General features: G+C 39.5%; 13 protein-coding genes. 8 read left to right on the top strand and 5 right to left on the bottom strand.

The genetic code is table 11. From position 1 onward, the window contains the following. Positions 1 to 4: 4 nt before the first annotated feature. Positions 5 to 475, bottom strand: coding sequence for a YaiI/YqxD family protein (locus E0H89_RS04705; RefSeq protein ID WP_067863637.1), 471 nt, complete (start codon positions 473 to 475; stop codon positions 5 to 7). Between the two features lie 278 nt (positions 476 to 753). On the opposite strand from E0H89_RS04705, the gene E0H89_RS04710 reads away from it, so the two are divergent. Both E0H89_RS04710 and E0H89_RS16430 read left to right on the top strand, forming a co-directional pair. Continuing rightward, positions 754 to 1,683, top strand: a complete 930-nt coding sequence (locus E0H89_RS04710; RefSeq protein WP_131214933.1) for a hypothetical protein — start codon at positions 754 to 756, stop codon at positions 1,681 to 1,683. A 413-nt stretch (positions 1,684 to 2,096) separates the two neighbouring features. Beyond that, positions 2,097 to 2,237 (top strand): hypothetical protein, encoded by a 141-nt coding sequence (locus tag E0H89_RS16430; RefSeq protein ID WP_165494019.1) that lies wholly within the window; start codon positions 2,097 to 2,099, stop codon positions 2,235 to 2,237. Between the two features lie 98 nt (positions 2,238 to 2,335). Here E0H89_RS16430 and serC read toward each other — a convergent pair whose 3' ends face one another. Beyond that, positions 2,336 to 3,415, bottom strand: a complete 1,080-nt coding sequence (serC, locus tag E0H89_RS04715; protein WP_131214936.1) for a 3-phosphoserine/phosphohydroxythreonine transaminase — start codon at positions 3,413 to 3,415, stop codon at positions 2,336 to 2,338. Positions 3,416 to 4,119: 704 nt separating this feature from the next. Between serC and E0H89_RS04720 the strand changes: the two genes are divergently transcribed. The 6 genes from E0H89_RS04720 (at position 4,120) to E0H89_RS04745 (ending at position 11,972) form a co-directional block, all read left to right on the top strand. Continuing rightward, entirely contained in the window at positions 4,120 to 5,610 is a 1,491-nt protein-coding gene (locus E0H89_RS04720; protein ID WP_131214938.1) for a TolC family protein, read from the top strand. An 18-nt stretch (positions 5,611 to 5,628) separates the two neighbouring features. Further along, the gene (locus tag E0H89_RS04725; protein ID WP_131214940.1) at positions 5,629 to 6,810 is read left to right on the top strand and encodes an HlyD family secretion protein; all 1,182 of its coding nucleotides are present in this window, start codon (positions 5,629 to 5,631) and stop codon (positions 6,808 to 6,810) included. Next, the gene (locus E0H89_RS04730; protein ID WP_131214942.1) at positions 6,810 to 7,940 is read left to right on the top strand and encodes an ABC transporter permease; all 1,131 of its coding nucleotides are present in this window, start codon (positions 6,810 to 6,812) and stop codon (positions 7,938 to 7,940) included. The genes E0H89_RS04725 and E0H89_RS04730 overlap by 1 nt, the downstream gene beginning before the upstream one ends. Continuing rightward, entirely contained in the window at positions 7,937 to 9,049 is a 1,113-nt protein-coding gene (locus E0H89_RS04735) for an ABC transporter permease (RefSeq protein WP_131214944.1), read from the top strand. Before E0H89_RS04730 ends, E0H89_RS04735 begins: the two co-directional genes overlap by 4 nt. A gap of 271 nt (positions 9,050 to 9,320) precedes the next feature. Further along, positions 9,321 to 10,616, top strand: a complete 1,296-nt coding sequence (gltP, locus tag E0H89_RS04740; protein ID WP_131214945.1) for a glutamate/aspartate:proton symporter GltP — start codon at positions 9,321 to 9,323, stop codon at positions 10,614 to 10,616. 189 nt (positions 10,617 to 10,805) lie between these two features. Next, the gene (locus tag E0H89_RS04745; protein WP_131214947.1) at positions 10,806 to 11,972 is read left to right on the top strand and encodes a type I restriction endonuclease; all 1,167 of its coding nucleotides are present in this window, start codon (positions 10,806 to 10,808) and stop codon (positions 11,970 to 11,972) included. 56 nt (positions 11,973 to 12,028) lie between these two features. Here the strand turns inward: E0H89_RS04745 and gyrA are convergent, their stop codons facing one another. From gyrA to E0H89_RS04760, 3 genes are all read right to left on the bottom strand, one after another. Continuing rightward, positions 12,029 to 15,037 carry a DNA gyrase subunit A gene (gene gyrA, locus E0H89_RS04750; protein WP_131214949.1) on the bottom strand — a complete coding sequence of 1,003 codons (3,009 nt, stop codon included), beginning with the start codon at positions 15,035 to 15,037 and terminating at the stop codon, positions 12,029 to 12,031. A gap of 617 nt (positions 15,038 to 15,654) precedes the next feature. Further along, complete coding sequence (locus E0H89_RS04755; RefSeq protein WP_131214950.1) at positions 15,655 to 16,587, bottom strand: FAD-binding protein; 933 nt, start codon at positions 16,585 to 16,587, stop codon at positions 15,655 to 15,657. A 17-nt stretch (positions 16,588 to 16,604) separates the two neighbouring features. Beyond that, positions 16,605 to 17,354 (bottom strand): electron transfer flavoprotein subunit beta/FixA family protein, encoded by a 750-nt coding sequence (locus tag E0H89_RS04760; RefSeq protein WP_131214952.1) that lies wholly within the window; start codon positions 17,352 to 17,354, stop codon positions 16,605 to 16,607. Between the last annotated feature and the right edge of the window lie 47 nt (positions 17,355 to 17,401).

Raw genomic sequence — 17,401 nt, forward strand, 5'->3', positions numbered from 1 at the left:
CGGCTTATTGGGCAGTTTTACGTTTTTGTTTTTGGATGGTTTGATCGAGTGAGCTAGAAAATTCACGTTTATCACGTTCAGAAATTGGCGGTGGCCCACCTGTGTTGACTCCTGCTCCGCGTAATGAATCCATAAAATCGCGCAAATGCAGACGCGCTTTGACATTCGCCGTGGTATATACCTCACCGCGTGGATGAATCGCAATACCACCCTTTTCAATCACTAGCGCTGCAAGTGGAATGTCTTGAGTCATCACAATATCATGCTCTTTCATGCGATCTATGATTTCTTTATCAGCGGCATCTGCCCCACTCATTACCTGAATAGAATTGATTCGAACTGAAGGCGTGATGCCTACATTTTGATTGGCGACAAAAGTGACTTCTAACTGATAACGGTCTGAAGCACGAATAATGACTTCACGTAGAATTTTAGGTAATGCATCGGCATCGACCCAAAGTTTAAATGGCAGCACAAAGCATCCATAGCAAAAAAATATTAAAATCTAGTTTAACAAATTGTTTAACAAATTCGTGTGACAAAATGATGGATAAATCCATTTAGTGAATTGCTCACTGTGAAGCTGAATAAGATAAACTCATTTTTAAGCTTCTTTTCTATTTCCAGAGCTTTCTTTCACTGGATATTTAACCCATTTCTCATCATTTGATGGTTAAATTTAGTCAAATGACTTGAAATTTCAAAATAACCCTCGATTTAATATACAAATATAACCCAACATCAATTGTGAATATGAAAAATCAAAATAGACCAGAAATTATCACCATTGAAGATCAAAACTTTGGCAGCCATGTCGAACACTGGAATTTACTGACAGACCATCCAACTACAGATGTGCCGAAGTGGCTTGGTTTGGCGTTAAATGCACCAATTATGCCTATGGGTTTATGTGCCGAAGAATGTGACATGGACGAAACAGTATGGCTAATTCAAGGACCCAAAAAAGCAGCAGTGCAATTAAATCAAGTTATTGCAGTTGAAAATAACAAGCCACAAGCTGTGAAAACTGCATTTCCAAGTTTCGAAGGCCCCTATAAAGTTGATGCCATAATTGAACGAATCATTAGCTGTAAATCAAATACACAGGCTGTTTTACGCTTAAACTTGGGTGACAATACCATTGTTTATGCTTTTGATACGCTCTATAGCGTTAACCATGCACACTATGAAAAAGGTCAAACTTATCTTGCCCAGTTAAATGCTTGGGCTTATGAACTGGAAGCGGTTTCGGACCATGAACAATTGGTAGTCGATGATCCTGCTTCAATCAAGCATCACCGTGCTTTAAACGATATTTTAGCAGCCAATGACGGCATTGCACCACCAAATTTACAAGAACAGATTGATGCTTGGGAACCTAAATCGGAAGATGACAAAGAACCTGTGACGGTCGATTTTTCCAAAATGGTCGCCTATCTTTATGGCGAAAATATGGGACAGGAAGATGAAGCATGGTTCCAAGGTAATATTGTCGGTAAAACCTCAATGTCCTTTATGGATCAGGACTACACTCTTTATGATGTGGCCTTAATTCATGATGAAAATCAGGAAGCCACTTTAATCCGTATTGCAACCAAGAACGCGGCCGATAAAGATTTTCAGATTGGTCAATTTATTCGAGGCAATCTGTGGATTCAAGTGAATATTTATTCTAAAAAATAATTAGTTCTAAACAGCAGCTTAATATTGTGATGATTACCCTTACGATTTAGCTGCTGTTTTTATATGAGTTTCTTATTATTTCATTGCAAATTAATTTTAGGTTTACCCACAGTCCAATATTATATTTAACCTTTTTGAATTCAATTTAAAGCATACTTATCTACAATTTAAATTCAAATTTTTATATTTGAAAAAATACGCTCCCGATTATATTTTAGTGATTAATTCCTAGACTTTTATCCCCCTCTTGTCTTGGTTGATAAGAAGTGAGAAATAAATGAGATATTTATGTCGATAAAATAAATATTTTAATTACATATTTTTATTTAGTACTTTATTTAATCAAATTTTTATGCTAAAAATGCAAATTACAAATAGGAATTAACGATAAATAAATCGGAATAGAGCTTTCCATGAAAATCGTGCAAGAAGAAAATATACAACAAGTTGAACATCAACTTGAAAAACGTTTCCAGTTAGACTCTACTTCATGTCTATTTTTTATGTTAGGCATGTTTATGTCTGCCTATATTTTGCATCACTTTATTCTTTAAGCTTATTTTAATATCTGACTTTCAACAGACGTGTTTCAACAACAAAAAATTAATCAATAAAAAGCCCATCATGTGACGGGCTTTTTTAACTTTAGGGCTTAAGCATTGCGTTTTGCAAAGTCATCCATAAAGTTCACTAAAGCTTGTACACCTTCTAAAGGTACGGCGTTATAAATACTTGCCCGCATCCCCCCAACTGAACGGTGACCTGCCAAATTAAGAAGATGATTTTGTTCAGCCTCTTTCAAAAACAATTTATCTAGATCAGCATTTGCCAAAGTGAATGGCACATTCATGATGGAACGGTTTTGTTCTGCAATAGGGTTTGCATAAAAATCGCTTGAATCAATATAGCCATAAAGCAATTTAGCTTTCTCCAGATTTACTTTATGCATGGCATCTACTCCGCCATTTTCAAGTAACCATTCAAATACCAAACCAGACAAATACCAAGCATAGGTTGATGGCGTGTTGACCATAGAATCATTCTTCGCTTGCGCTGAATACTTCAAGATACTTGGGGTTTCAGCTTTCGCTTGATCAAGCAAGTCTTCACGAATAATCACTAGAGTTAAGCCAGCAGGACCAATATTCTTTTGCGCGCCTGCATAGATTAAACCAAATTTAGACACATCAATCGGAGCAGAAAGAATGCTTGAAGATAAATCAGATACCAATGGTGCCTTTACTTCAGGAATACCTGAAAACTGAAGACCGCCGATGGTTTCGTTATCTGCATAATGCACATAAGCCGCATCGTCAGATAAGTTCCACTGGCTTTGATCCGTAATCGCTAATTTACCATTAATAGTTGTGCCCGCTTCAACGACATTGATCTCGCCATAGCGTTGTGCTTCTTTAAGTGCTTTTTCAGACCAGATTCCGGTATGGATATAATCTGCTTTATTATTTTTGCCTAAAAGGTTTAAAGGAATTGCAGAAAATTGAAGTGAAGCACCGCCCTGCAAGAACAATACTTTATAGTTCTCCGGAATGTTCATCAATTTGCGTAAATCAGCTTCTGCTTTTTCTGCCACAGCCACATAGTCGCTACTACGGTGACTCATTTCCATGATCGAAAGACCTTTGCCATGCCAATCGAGCATTTCAGCTTGGGCTTTTTCTAAAACGGCAGTCGGTAATGCAGCAGGACCAGCACAGAAATTGTACGCGCGCATGATTTTTCCTTTCAAAGTGAAACACAATAAAATAACGGCATTTAACCACAGATAGCCTGTGCTTGCAGTAAATTATCCTGAAAATATTTCAATGCTATCGGACATTTAAAGTCAAAAGTTCAATAAAGAGCTGTTGTTCTTTTCGTTTTAATGATCTTAATAAATACTTCACCCACGATTAAATGCCTGACTCTAGGAACAATTAAAGCTGGACTCAGAATCACGACATAAATAAATGTAGCTAAAAATTAAATTAATCTTCTTGGCAATTTAAAGATTTCTAAAGGATAACTTTACGCGTCACCACTTAACCAGTCGAGCATGTAACCCAATTGCATCATCTTCAAATTGGCTCATCCAACCTGCTGCCCATGACCAGTTTACAAATGCTTGATTAATCCAAGTCGATTTGCATGTTTTATTAAGATTTCAAGATACTGATAATGTATAGAGGACTTGAAGGACTTTACTAAAAGCACTAAGACGAGAAATCAATTCAAAGCGCTCTATTTTGTCTATATTTAGATTTCTTTTTATGCGATAACTATATTTTTTATCGCAGTATTGTGAAAAACCATTCTGATCTGAAAAATAAATAGTGCTTAATATACAAATGCATATTAAACAATACAGTTACTAACGATAAAGACATCTTATTTTCAAGCGATGTATAATTTGTTACAACAATGTTGAGAGCTGAATCGATGTTACTGAATTTGACATGGGCACAAAAAAATATAGACCAGACCATCAAAATACTGATTAAAATTACTTTATTGTCTAGTTCGACTTTTTATACAACAACAGTATTGGCTCAAAATATTAGTTATGCACAAGCTGAACAATCGGTTTTAACGGATTCATATAGCACTCAAGCCAATCTAGCCTTACAACAGGCTTCAAAACTTGAAGCAGAAGCAGTAAAAGGTTTAGGGCTGCCACGGGTCGATTTAAATGTACGGGCTTATGCATTTCATAATGAAGTGGATATTCCGCTCGATTCATTTAAAAACAATCTGGAACAAACGCTCTCTCAAGGCATCAATGATCGTATTAATCAAGAAAACCTTCCTTCAGGAATAGCTGATCCTTTAAAACAAGGTCTTAATCAAACCATTCATAGCGGCGTGGGTCTATTTCCCGATTCAGCCAATGTGATTTTGGAAGATCAGGTGATCCGCCCTACAGTTTCAGTATTGATGCCGCTTTATACCGGTGGAATGACTTCCAGCGCTAAGGAAGTGGCCAGTATTAAAGCACAGCGCAGCCAGCTTAATACTCAGCAACAACAAGACATACAACGCTTTGAACTGATTCAGGCTTACTTCAATGCACAACTGCAAAAACAATTACTCGATTCAAGCCGTTTCAATTTTGATGCCATGCAAACCCACTATAACAATGCGCTAAAACTGGAAAATCAAGGTTTTATTAGCAAAGGTCAGCGCATGCAGTTTGAAGTGGCAAAAAACAATGCTGAACGCAGCTATCAAAATGCAGAAGCCAGTCTCAGATCGAGTCTTTTTCAACTGAATAATTTGTTGCAAAGCAGCCAGATTACGGAGCTCAGCACCCCTCTCTTTGTAAATTCTATAAAAAGCCAATCATTAAGTACCTTGCTGAAAACTTATCAGGATCAATCTTCATTAATTCGTAAAATGCAAATGGATACCCAACTGGCCAATGCCAATGTCAAAGCCCAAAATGCAGCGAAAAAGCCCAATCTTTTTGCCTTTGGGGAATACAGCCTGGATGAAAAGCAAAACTGGATTGTCGGTGTAGTCGCACGCTACAACCTGTTTTCAGGGGTCGATAAAAATAAAAATATTCAGGCTGCCGAATTACAGCGCTATGCTTCTGAATTGATGACGGAACGCAGCAAGCAGGAAATTGAAAATATTATTTATAAATCGTATAGCGAAGTGACTACCGCACAGCAAAGTCATCAGTTGCTACAGCAAAACATGAAAGCTGCTCAAGAAAGCCTGCGTATTCAAACCCTGTCTTTTAAAGAAGATATGGGCACGGCTACCCAAGTCATTGATGCACAAAATACTTTGAGCGGTTTAAAAAGTGAAATGGCGCTAAATGCTTATAAGTATGTGATGTCACTTGCAACTTTATTACAAAGTCATGGCTCAATTAATCAATTCCAAAGCTATGTCAATCAAGCTCAAACTTACTATATCCGTTAATTTTTGCCGGGGAAAAATATGAATCAAGATCAAAAAAAGTCTGATCAAGATGTAGAAAACACCTCATCGGACGGAAGCTCTACAGATACCTCAGCTCAAAGCAGTAACGCAGATACGCAAAAAACTGTCGAACAGCAAAGCCATGTAGATCATGAATTTTTCAGTTATTCAGAACAAGCTCCGACCAGTGAAGATCCTACCTTAAATACAAAAAAGTCAGCGGTGATTAAAGTTGTCGGCATCACCATTCTGATTCTACTATTCGGCTTAATTGCTTTCGGTTTATGGAAAAGCTATCAACCGCAACAAGTTGAACTGCAAGGTCGGGTTGAAGCGGAAACCATTCATGTCAGTACCAAAGTGCCGAGCCGTATTGAAGAGGTTTATGTGCATGATGGCGATAAAGTTAAAAAGGGCCAGCAACTGGTACGTTTATTCAGCCCTGAAATTGAAGCAAAAAAACAGCAAGCTCTGGCTTCTTTGCAATCTGCTTTAGCGCTGCAATCAACAGCCGACCGTGGTTCACAACAGGAAAATATTGACACATTGCATGCCAACTGGCAAAGCCTGAAAGCGCAACAGGCGTTGGCTCAAACCACATATCAACGTGGAGCAACTTTGTTTAAAGAAGGTGTGATTTCCCGGCAGCGTCGTGATGAAATGCAGGCCGCAGCGGTTTCAGCCAGTCAAATGACTGAAGCAGCCTATCAACAATACATACGTGCAAAACGTGGCAGCACACCTGAACAAAAATCTTCAGCCAATGCCCAGGTCGATATTGCCAAAGCGGCAGTTAACGAGGCCAATGCCTTGGAAGCTGAAACCCAATTGCTTTCCCCAATTAATGGCACCGTATCTAAAACCTACGGCAAAGCCTCTGAATTGGTGGCGATGGGTGTGCCTGTCGTCAGCATTATTCAGGATGATGATTTATGGATCAGTGTGAATGTCCGTGAAGACCTATATGCCCAAATTTATAAAAGCAAAACCATAGACGGTTTTATTCCGGCCTTAAATCAAACTGCCACTTTTAAAATTAAAAACATAGATGCGGAAGGTGAATTTGCCACCATTAAAACCACGCGCCAAACCGGTGGATATGACATTCGCAGCTTTAAAGTTCATTTAACTCCGGTACAACCAATTGCAGATTTAAAAGTGGGCATGAGTGTGCTGTTTAAAATTAAAGAGTCAAAATAATGTGGTCTGGCATGCTGCGTGAACTGCGCTATTTACTGAACAATAGATGGGACTTGTGCTTAGCCACACTGGCCCCTTTATGTATGATCGTGTTGTTTAGCAGTATGTTTTCTCAAGGAAAGCCAGAACATTTACCGATTGCAATCATTGACCAAGATCAAAGTGAACTCAGCCGAAATATTGAAAAATATGTCAGTCATAATACCGCTTTAGAAGTTGCAGTCGTTTCGCAAAGCCCCGATGACATCGAAAAGCTACTCAATCAAACTAAAATTTGGGGCTATATTTCTATTCCGGCTGGGGCTGAACAACGACTGGTTCAAGCCAAAGATGCCGAAATCAGTATTGCCTTCAATCAAAGCTATTTTAGTGTTGGGAATTCAATTTCCTCTGCGATGCTGGTTAGTACCGTACAGGCAATGACCGATTTTACCGGACACAATTATCTGGAAAATAAAATTCCTTATCTGGCTGCCCCAACACCCCATGTCAAGATATCCCCTTTATATAATCCGGGGTTAAGTTACGAGTTTTACCTTGAACCATTTATGATTCCTGCAATTTTGCATTTATTGCTGTGTTGCTGTGTGGCTTTTGCAGTTGGACAAGAGCTGAAATTAAACACCACCGGACAATGGCTCAACCAGTCCAGTATTTTCAAGGCATTGTTATCCAAAAATTTAACCTATGTGCTGATTTTTACCGCATGGACATGGGTATGGATGTTCTGGCTGATTGAAATCCGTGGCTGGTTTGTTGCAGGTCAGTTATGGCTCATTCTACTCGGACAGTTTCTCTTTTATAGTGCTTATGCATTTATGAGTAGTACAGTGGTTTTAGCCACGCGTGACTTAGCCAAATCTTTCGGTTTCATTGCAGTATATGGTGGCTCTTCCCTAAGTTTTGCCGGAGTTACTTTACCTTTAAACAATGCACCACTGTTTACTCAATTCTGGGCCAATATTATTCCTTACACTCCTTATGCAAAATTACAAACGCAACAATGGGTGATTAGCAGTCCTGTATCTATTTCTTTATTACCGCTTGCGGTATTAGCTATTTATTGTCTGTTCTATTTTGGTACTGCCTATTTCTTCCTCAGTAAATATTTAAAGGGAGTTAAAGCATGAAAAATAGCACCAAAGACTTTCTATACTTTTATTTCAAAACCTTTAAAGATATTGTGCGTAATAGCTCGATCTTTACCACCTTGGTTTTATCGGTCATTTTGTATAGCTTCTTCTATCCCACCGCCTATAAAGCCGAACATGCCGAGTCCTTACCAATTGTGATTGTGGATGAGGAACAAAGTCTGATCACATCAAAAATCATTGGCGAAGTTTCGAAAAACCCGAATGTGAAAATCAAGGCCGTCACAGGTAATTTTGCTGAAGCGGAAATGATGGTGAAGACCCAGCAAGCAGATGGTATTTTGCTTTTGCCAGAAAATTTATCCAACAGTGTTCGTCGTGGAGAAGTCGGAGGCGTTGGTTTATATTTAAGCGCAGCCTATTTTTTAAGAACCAAACAGATTGGTTTAGGGCTTGCGACCTCCATTGAAAATGCGATTGCGGAACAGATGCAAAAATTTGGTAATATTTCGCATTTCACCCCTGCGCTTTCCGTACATCAAATTCCTTTATTCAACACTATATCCGGTTATGGCAGTTATATTTTCCCCGCCATTGCCCCCTTAATTATTCATCAGACCATTGTTTTAGGTTTAAGTATGCTGATTGCAGGCTATCGACTGCAAAACTGGCGACCCAGCAAGACTGAATTTTTTGCGATCTTTAGTGCCATTTTAACCATTGGCTGCTTAGGTTGCTTCTATTTATTTGGTTTTACTTTTTGGTTTTATGATTATCCACATGGTGGAAATTTCTTCGGTATGCTGATTGGCGTACCCATTTTTATCAGTTGCGTGATTGGTCTAACCATGCTGATTGCATCATATTTTGATATGCCTGAACGCGCAGGCCATGTGATTGTATTTACATCTATTCCGCTGTTTTTACTCTCAGGGACAGCATGGCCACATTCAGCCATGCCCGAGTGGATGCAATGGCTCGGAAACATTTTACCCTCGACCCAAGGTATTCAAATGTTTATTCAGTTGAACCAAATGGGTGTGCCTTTAAATATCGTGATCCCTAAACTGATTTATCTGGCGACCGTTGCAGCCATATTATTGGCTTGGGGATATTTCCGACTGACTTATGCCCATAAAAAATCATGATCTAGCGCTATATTGCATAAGATTAGTAAATAAAACTTAACAAATAGATCGAATTTCCAACTAAAACTGAAAGTTTTTTAGCCTATTGAGCGAATTGTGAAGAAAAAATGTTAGATTGCATACGGTAATCAATGCAAAATAGCCCTTTATTCATATTCCATGAATATTTTTTATATGATTCATTCCCATGCTTCTACTAACATGTCTTTAGGATGTTGACAGCGTTATTACAGCATTTTTTTCTTTAAATATTTAATTTTAAGGGCTTAGCATGAAGAAGATTAAGATTAGTCTTGCTTGGCAAATCGTTATTGCGCTCATTTTAGGTGCGCTTGTAGGCTCTTTTCTACACTATTCTCCCGAATATCGTGAAACTCTGGTTAATAATCTGCTGAGTCCTTTGGGTTCAATCTTTATTAATTTGATTAAAATGATTGTCATTCCACTTGTAGTTTCAATGCTGATTTTAGGTATTGCCAATGCAAGTCATGGTCAAAATGTAGGTAAGCTCGGTTTCAAAACCATTGTTTATTTTGAAATTATTACCACAGTTGCAATTATTGTTGGTCTCGTTGCAGCAAATGTGTTCCAGCCGGGTGCCGGGATTGATATGTCGAGTTTGACACAAACTGACATTTCTCAATATCAGCAAACCACACAAGAAGTGAGTAGCCATTCTCATGGTCTGGTTAATACCATTTTGTCTCTAATTCCTTCTAATATTTTTGGATCACTGACTGATGGGCATATGCTGCCAATCATTTTCTTCTCTGTGATCTTCGGTATTGGCTTGGGGTCGTTGGCTAAAGAGACCAGAAAACCACTGATTGATGTGTTGCATGCAGTTTCCGAAACCATGTTCAAAGTGACGCATATGATTATGCTGTTTGCACCTTTTGGTGTATTTGGCTTGATTGCGGTAACCGTTGCGAACTTTGGTTTTAGCTCCCTTCTTCCATTAGTGAAGTTGGCTGTTTTAGTTTATGGTGCTATTTTCTTCTTCATCTTTGTCATTTTAGGACTTGTTGCTAAATTCTGTGGTTTCAGCATTTGGGAAATTATTAAAATTCTGAAAGATGAACTGATTCTGTCCTATTCCACTGCCAGTTCTGAAACGGTCTTACCACGTATCATGGAAAAAATGGAAGCGTACGGTGCACCTAAGTCGATTACCAGTTTCGTGATTCCAATCGGTTATTCATTTAACCTGGATGGTTCGACCTTATATCAAAGTATTGCGGCTATTTTCATTGCGCAACTTTACGGTATTGACTTGAGTATGACTCAGCAAATTATTTTGGTGCTGACCTTAATGATTACCTCTAAAGGAATTGCAGGTGTTCCAGGTGTATCTTTTGTGGTGCTGTTGGCAACCTTGGGCAGTGTAGGTATTCCGCTTGAAGGTTTGGCATTTATTGCCGGTATTGACCGTATTTTAGATATGGCACGTACAGTATTAAATGTAATTGGTAACTCGTTGGCTGTTCTTGTAATCAGTAAATGGGAAGGTCAATTTGATGCTGAAAAACAAAAAGATTATCAAATTGAAATGAAACAGGCTGCCTAATTCATAAAAATCAAAAAAGGAAGTTTAGGCTTCCTTTTTTTATGCGCTGAAATTAGTAAGAGGTTGCTTAAACTTAAAATCAGCCTATTTTTTACACAATCTTTTCTTTGATTTTAATAATTGAAAATTAAAGTAAAAAAGTGAATACTGGTTAAATCATAATCAATAACAATTCATAGAAGGATATATATGGAAAATTTTATAAATAAGCTTCAAAACCATATAGACCATGTTAAACGTGTTGGGGAACACTGCTCTACTGAGGAAACAACAAAACAAGCGTTAATTTTACCGCTCTTAGATATTCTGGGCTTTAGCCCTTATGACCCAACCAAAGTATTGGCAGAATTTGCTGCTGACTTTCCAGGCGTCAAATCCACAGAAAGAGTTGATTATGCTTTATATTGTAATGGACAACCTGTTATGTTCATTGAAGCAAAATCCTATGTGGCAAATCTAACTAACCATGCCCCACAATTATCTCGTTATTTCAACAGTAGTTTGGGCGTTACAATCGGCGCAATTACCAATGGTAAAGAATGGCGTTTCTTTACTGATTTAATCAATACCAATGTCATGGATGAAAAACCATTTCTTACTGTTGATTTTACCAAACATAAAGCTGAAGAATTGGTACAGCTAGCAGAATTTAAACATGATAATTTTCATGTTGAAAAATTGCGTTTTTTTGCTGAAGAAAATCAATATATCCAACAATTTAAAACAGTGATAAAGAAAAGTATTAATGAGGTTGATCTAGATTTTGTTCGTTATGTCGCCCAGCAAGCAAATATTCAGCGTCAATTAAATACTAAATTTCTTGAAATGATTCAACCCTTTGTAAAGCAAGCAGTTGAACAAGCCATCAGTGATACGGTGGTTAAAGGGTTATCCTCGCCTACCATTATTACTGCAAAATCTATAGAACCCGCACCTATAAAGATTGAAGAACCAATAACTAGTAATGAATCTGCTGATATTATTCATCCTGATAATGAAAAAATTGTGACGACTAAAGATGAGCAAGATCTTTACCGTATTGTTAATGAGCTATTCCCCGAAACAGAATTAGCAGCTAAAGATACCGAAAGTTATTATTCCATTCTCTTTCAAAATAAAAATAATCGCTGGTTATTTAGATACGATGTAAATCGTAAACGACCAACGATTCAATTTGTTGTTCCTATTGATGATCAACGAAAACTTGAATTATCTCGTGCAGGGCTAGAGGTACAAGCGAATGGACAAGTTTATTTAGATAAACCTGAACACATCTATCGTGCTGTAGGTATCCTCAAAGATTGTTTAGATTATTGTAGTAACGATGATAATTTTAAAAGAAATACTGTTTCTTGATTTTAATAACCATTAAAAAAGGACGCCGAAGCGTCCTTTTTTATTACTGCAAAAACTTATTCTTCGTCAGAATCTCTTAAATCCGATTCAGTTTCAGCTTCATCAGCAATCGTTTCATCATCAACCAAAGTTTCAGAATCAATCAAAGCTTCAGTGGCAATCACTTCTTCGCCTTCAACTTCTTCAATAAACTCTTCTTCTTCAACAGCTTCAACTGAAACAACACCAACCAAGACTTCTTCATTGCCTAAACGGATTAGACGAACGCCTTGTGCATTACGACCTGTGGTAGCAACTTCTGAAGCACGTGTACGAACCATCGTACCACCATCAGAAATCAACATCAGTTCTTTGCTTTCATCAATGGATACTGCACCGACCAATTCACCGTTACGTTCAGATGTTTTAATTGCAATCACACCTTTACCACCACGTTTTTTGGTTGGGAATTCGCCCACCGGGGTACGTTTACCGTAACCGTTGGCACATGCACACAACACTTCGCCAGTTTCCGGTACAACCACCAGTGATACGATACGGCTGATTAATGCCGAATCTGAACTATCTTCATCATCTGAATCCACCTCAGCTTCTGCATCTTCAAGCAGCGCTGCTGCACCGATGGTCACGCGCATACCGCGTACACCTTTGGCAGAACGACCCATTGAACGAACATCAGTTTCTGCGAAACGAATTGCTTTACCTTCATTCGAGAACAACATGATTTGCTGTTCGCCATCGGTAATCGCAACACCAATTAAGGTATCGTCGCCATTCAGCTCAATCGCACGTAAACCATTTGAACGAACATTCGAGAACTGTTCAAGCTCTACCCGTTTAATCGTACCGTACTCGGTCGCCATAAACACATAGAAGTTTTTACGAACTGCTTCAGCTTGCTGTGCAAAATCAATAATGATTTCATCGTCCAGATCAGTCGTAGAAAGCTCAAGACCCAATTGTTTCAATTGAATACGTAATGCATCAGACAAGTCATCTGCACCATCTTCAAGCTCGGCTAAGGCCGCTTCAAGTTCAGCAAAATGCGAATTGATGACTTCATTTTCTTGAAGTTTCGCAGCATTGGCTTTTACAAATGCCTGGAAATCGACCAGACGGTCTTTAAATTTCTTCGGTGCATCAATTACAGGCAGAATTGCTGTAATGGTTTCATTGGCATCTAGCGGCAACAAGTTCACCATTGGGCGACCTTTTGCACCACGAGACGCTTGTGGCACTTCGTATACTTTCAGACGATAAACTTTACCGACATTGGTAAAGCATAGAACTGTCGCATGGTTCGATGTCACAATCAGGTGCTGAATGTAATCATCAGTTTTCATTGAAGTTGCAGACTTACCACGACCACCACGACGCTGAGCAGTATAATCAGACAATGGTTGAGTTTTCGCATAACCTGTTTTAGAAACAGTCAGTACCATTTGCTCTTCAGGAATTAAATCTTCACGAGAGAAATCGATACGTGATTCAACAATAGATGTTTTACGTCCATCACCATATTGCTGAATAATAAGTGCCAACTCTTCACGAATCACATTCATCAACAAATTAAAGTCATTCAAAATGGCAGTATATTCAGCAAGTTGCGCTAAAATTTCAGAATATTCAGCATGCAACTTGTCTTGTTCAAGACCGGTTAAGCGATGTAGACGTAATTCCATAATCGCATTGACTTGCGTTGGTGAAAGACGGTAAATACCACCATCAAACCCATACGGCTTAGACAGGTCTTCGCCTTCAATAATTTCAGGACGTACAGAAACTGAACCGGCTTTTTCAAGCAATGCAACCACACCACCAGCAGACCACTCACCCGCTTGTAAACGCTCACGCGCCTCAGCCGGATTGGCAGAAGTTTTGATGGTTTCGATAATGGTATCAATATTTGCCAGAGCAACCGTCAAACCTTCCAAGATATGACCACGTTCACGCGCTTTGCGTAACTCGTACATGGTACGACGTGTGACCACTTCTTGACGGTGACGGATAAACGCTGCAATGATATCTTTTAAGTTCATCAATTTCGGCTGACCGTTGTCCAGGCAGACCATGTTGATGCTAAAAGAGTTTTCAAGTTGAGTGTTCTGGAACAGGTTATTTACAATCACTTCAGCGTTTTCGCCACGCTTCAGGTCAATTGCAATACGCATGCCGTCTTTATCAGACTCGTCACGAAGTTCCGAGATTCCCTCAAGTTTTTTCTCTTTAACCAGTTCAGCAATACGTTCGATGGTTTTTGCTTTATTGACCTGGTAAGGAATTTCAGTAAATACGATGGTGGTACGACCATTCTTCGGATCTTCTTCGAAGTGATATTTACCACGAATATGCAAACGGCCTTTACCGGTACGGTAAGCATCCACAATACCCGATTTGCCGTAAATAATACCGCCTGTAGGGAAATCCGGACCAGAAATATGCTGCATCAAACCTTCGATGCTGATATTAGGATCATTGGCATAAGCTAGGCAGGCATTCACAACTTCAGTCATGTTGTGCGGCGCCATATTGGTCGCCATACCCACCGCAATACCGGTAACACCGTTAATCAATAAGTTGGGTACACGGGTCGGCATAACTTGAGGAATACGCTCAGAACCGTCGTAGTTGTCTTCCCATTCGACTGTATCTTTTTCCAAGTCAGCCAAAAGTTCATGGGTCAACTTACGCATACGTACTTCGGTATAACGCATTGCCGCAGCGCTATCGCCATCCACAGAACCAAAGTTACCCTGACCATCGACCAATTGATAACGCAAGCTAAATTCTTGTGCCATACGAACAATGGTTTCGTAAACAGCGGAGTCACCATGCGGGTGATATTTACCGATTACGTCACCCACCACACGGGCAGACTTTTTATACGCTTTGTTGTAGTCATTGCCTAACTCGTGCATAGCGAAAAGCACACGACGATGCACCGGTTTTAAGCCATCTCGCACGTCTGGTAATGCACGAGAAACAATAACACTCATGGCATAGTCGAGATATGAGCTTTTGAGTTCATCCTCAATGGCAATCGGTCGGATTTCCGATAGGCTCATGCATACTCCTTATTACAAACAGTATTTGGGACTGCTCGTTTTATATAATCAATCTAGCAAAAAATTAACTCAAAACAAGCTGAGTTAAAGTCTAAATACAGCCGTAAATTATAGCATAAATTCTGTTGTTTTTGTCTCTTATCAAGCCTCTTAATCTTGTTAATTTTCTTGAATTTATCGTTTATTTTTTAATCTTTTTTATTTGTCTGATTTTTATGTGAATTAGTTCATTTTTTCGTACTGTTTAATTTAAATCAAGACAGTCCATTAGTCCCTTATTTTGTGCTCTTTTAGGGTTCTTTCTACTCATCTATCCTCATGGAAAATTAATGATGAGTCACCTATCAATACATCCCTTTCATTACATTGGAATAGCATAAGTTTAAAGGTAGACTTATTTCGTAAATATTTTACTTTCTTTATTTTTATCTTAATGAGAGAAATTAAATGGGTTGAAGAAAGAGCTCGGTAGTTTTGAAAATAATAATTTTTGCTTAATCATTCATGATTTAGTTTAAGCCCCCAGTCGACTTAATCACTCATGATTTTGTTGAAAATTTTAATAATAAAAAACGCCCTTGGAAGCCAAGAGCGTTTTTTTGAACGTAACTCAGGAATTAGATTTTAGAAACCAATTCAGGAATTACCGCGTTCAAGTCACCGACTAACCAGTAATCCGCAACAGCATTAATTGGCGCTTCTTCATCCTTGTTGATCGCAACGATCACTTTAGAGTCTTTCATCCCGGCCAAATGCTGGATCGCACCAGAAATACCAACCGCGATGTACAGGTCAGGTGCAACGATTTTACCAGTTTGACCGACTTGCATGTCGTTAGGTACAAAACCTGCATCCACTGCGGCACGTGATGCCCCTTGAGCAGCACCGAGCTTGTCCGCCAGTGGATCAAGGATCTTGTGATAGTTCTCACCCGAACCCACACCACGACCACCCGACACCACAATACGCGCAGCGGTTAATTCTGGGCGTTCAGATTTCACAATCTCTTCAGAAATAAACGTAGAGATGCCCGCATCCTGAACGTCAGCAACCGCTTCGACTGCTGCAGAACCGCCTGTGGTCGCAACAGGATCAAATGCAGTCCCACGAACCGTGGCAACCACAACAGATTCCGAAGATTCAACCGTTGCAATGGCGTTACCGGCATAGATCGGACGTTTGAAAGTCGTTGGGCTTTCAACAGCAATGATATCCGTGATCATGCTGACATCAAGAAGTGCAGCCGCACGTGGCAATACGTTTTTACCATTTGAGGTAGATGCAGCCAGGATATGTGAATAACCTTTGCCTAACTCGGCAACAAGTTTCGCTACGTTTTCAGCCAACTGGTGTGCATAAGCCGCGTTGTCAGCAAGCAATACCTTGCTTACGCCTGCCACTTGAGCTGCCTGATCTGCAACGGCCTGAGCGCCAGAACCCGCAACCAATACAGTGATATCACCACCGATTTTTTGAGCTGCAGCAACAACGTTTAAAGTTGCACCGTTTAGTGCTTTATTGTCGTGCTCAGCGATAACTAAAATACTCATGATATTATCCTTCTGTATTAGATCACTTTCGCTTCGTTTTTAAGTTTTTCAACAAGCTCGTCCACAGATTTCACTTGTACGCCAGCTTTACGTTCTGCTGGTGGCTCAACTTTCACTGTTTTAAGTTTGGTGGTCGCTGAAACGCCATAATCCGCAGGAGACTTCACATCAAGCGGTTTTTTACGCGCTTTCATAATGTTTGGAAGTGCCGCATAACGTGGCTCGTTCAAACGCAAGTCCGTGGTAATAATGGCAGGCAGGTTCAGTTCAACCGTTTGTAAACCACCGTCCACTTCACGGGTAACCTGAACTTTATCGCCAGCAACATTCACGACAGAAGCAAATGTACCTTGACCCGCGCCCAGTAAAGCACCCAGCATCTGACCGACCTGATTCGAGTCGTCATCAATGGCTTGCTTACCCAGAAGGATCAGTTCCGGTTTTTCTTGTTCTACAATGCCTTTCAGGATTTTAGCCACTTCAAGTGCACCAATCTCATCAGCAGTTTCTACCAGGATACCGCGATCCGCACCCAGCGCCATGGCAGAACGGATTTGTTCTTGCGCTTCTTTAGGACCGATAGAAACCACAACGATTTCTGAAACTGTTCCTTTTTCTTTTAAACGAACCGCTTCTTCCACTGCGATTTCACAGAATGGGTTGATCGACATTTTAACGTTAGTCAGGTCTACCCCACTATTGTCCGGTTTAACGCGAACTTTAACGTTGGCATCAACCACACGTTTTACAGCAACAAGAGCCTTCATGTAATCCTCGGCTGTTTCAGCAAAAGTAAATATTGAGAAAAGTTATA

The sequence above is a fragment of the Acinetobacter sp. ANC 3781 genome (assembly GCF_004331285.1).
GTDB lineage: Bacteria > Pseudomonadota > Gammaproteobacteria > Pseudomonadales > Moraxellaceae > Acinetobacter.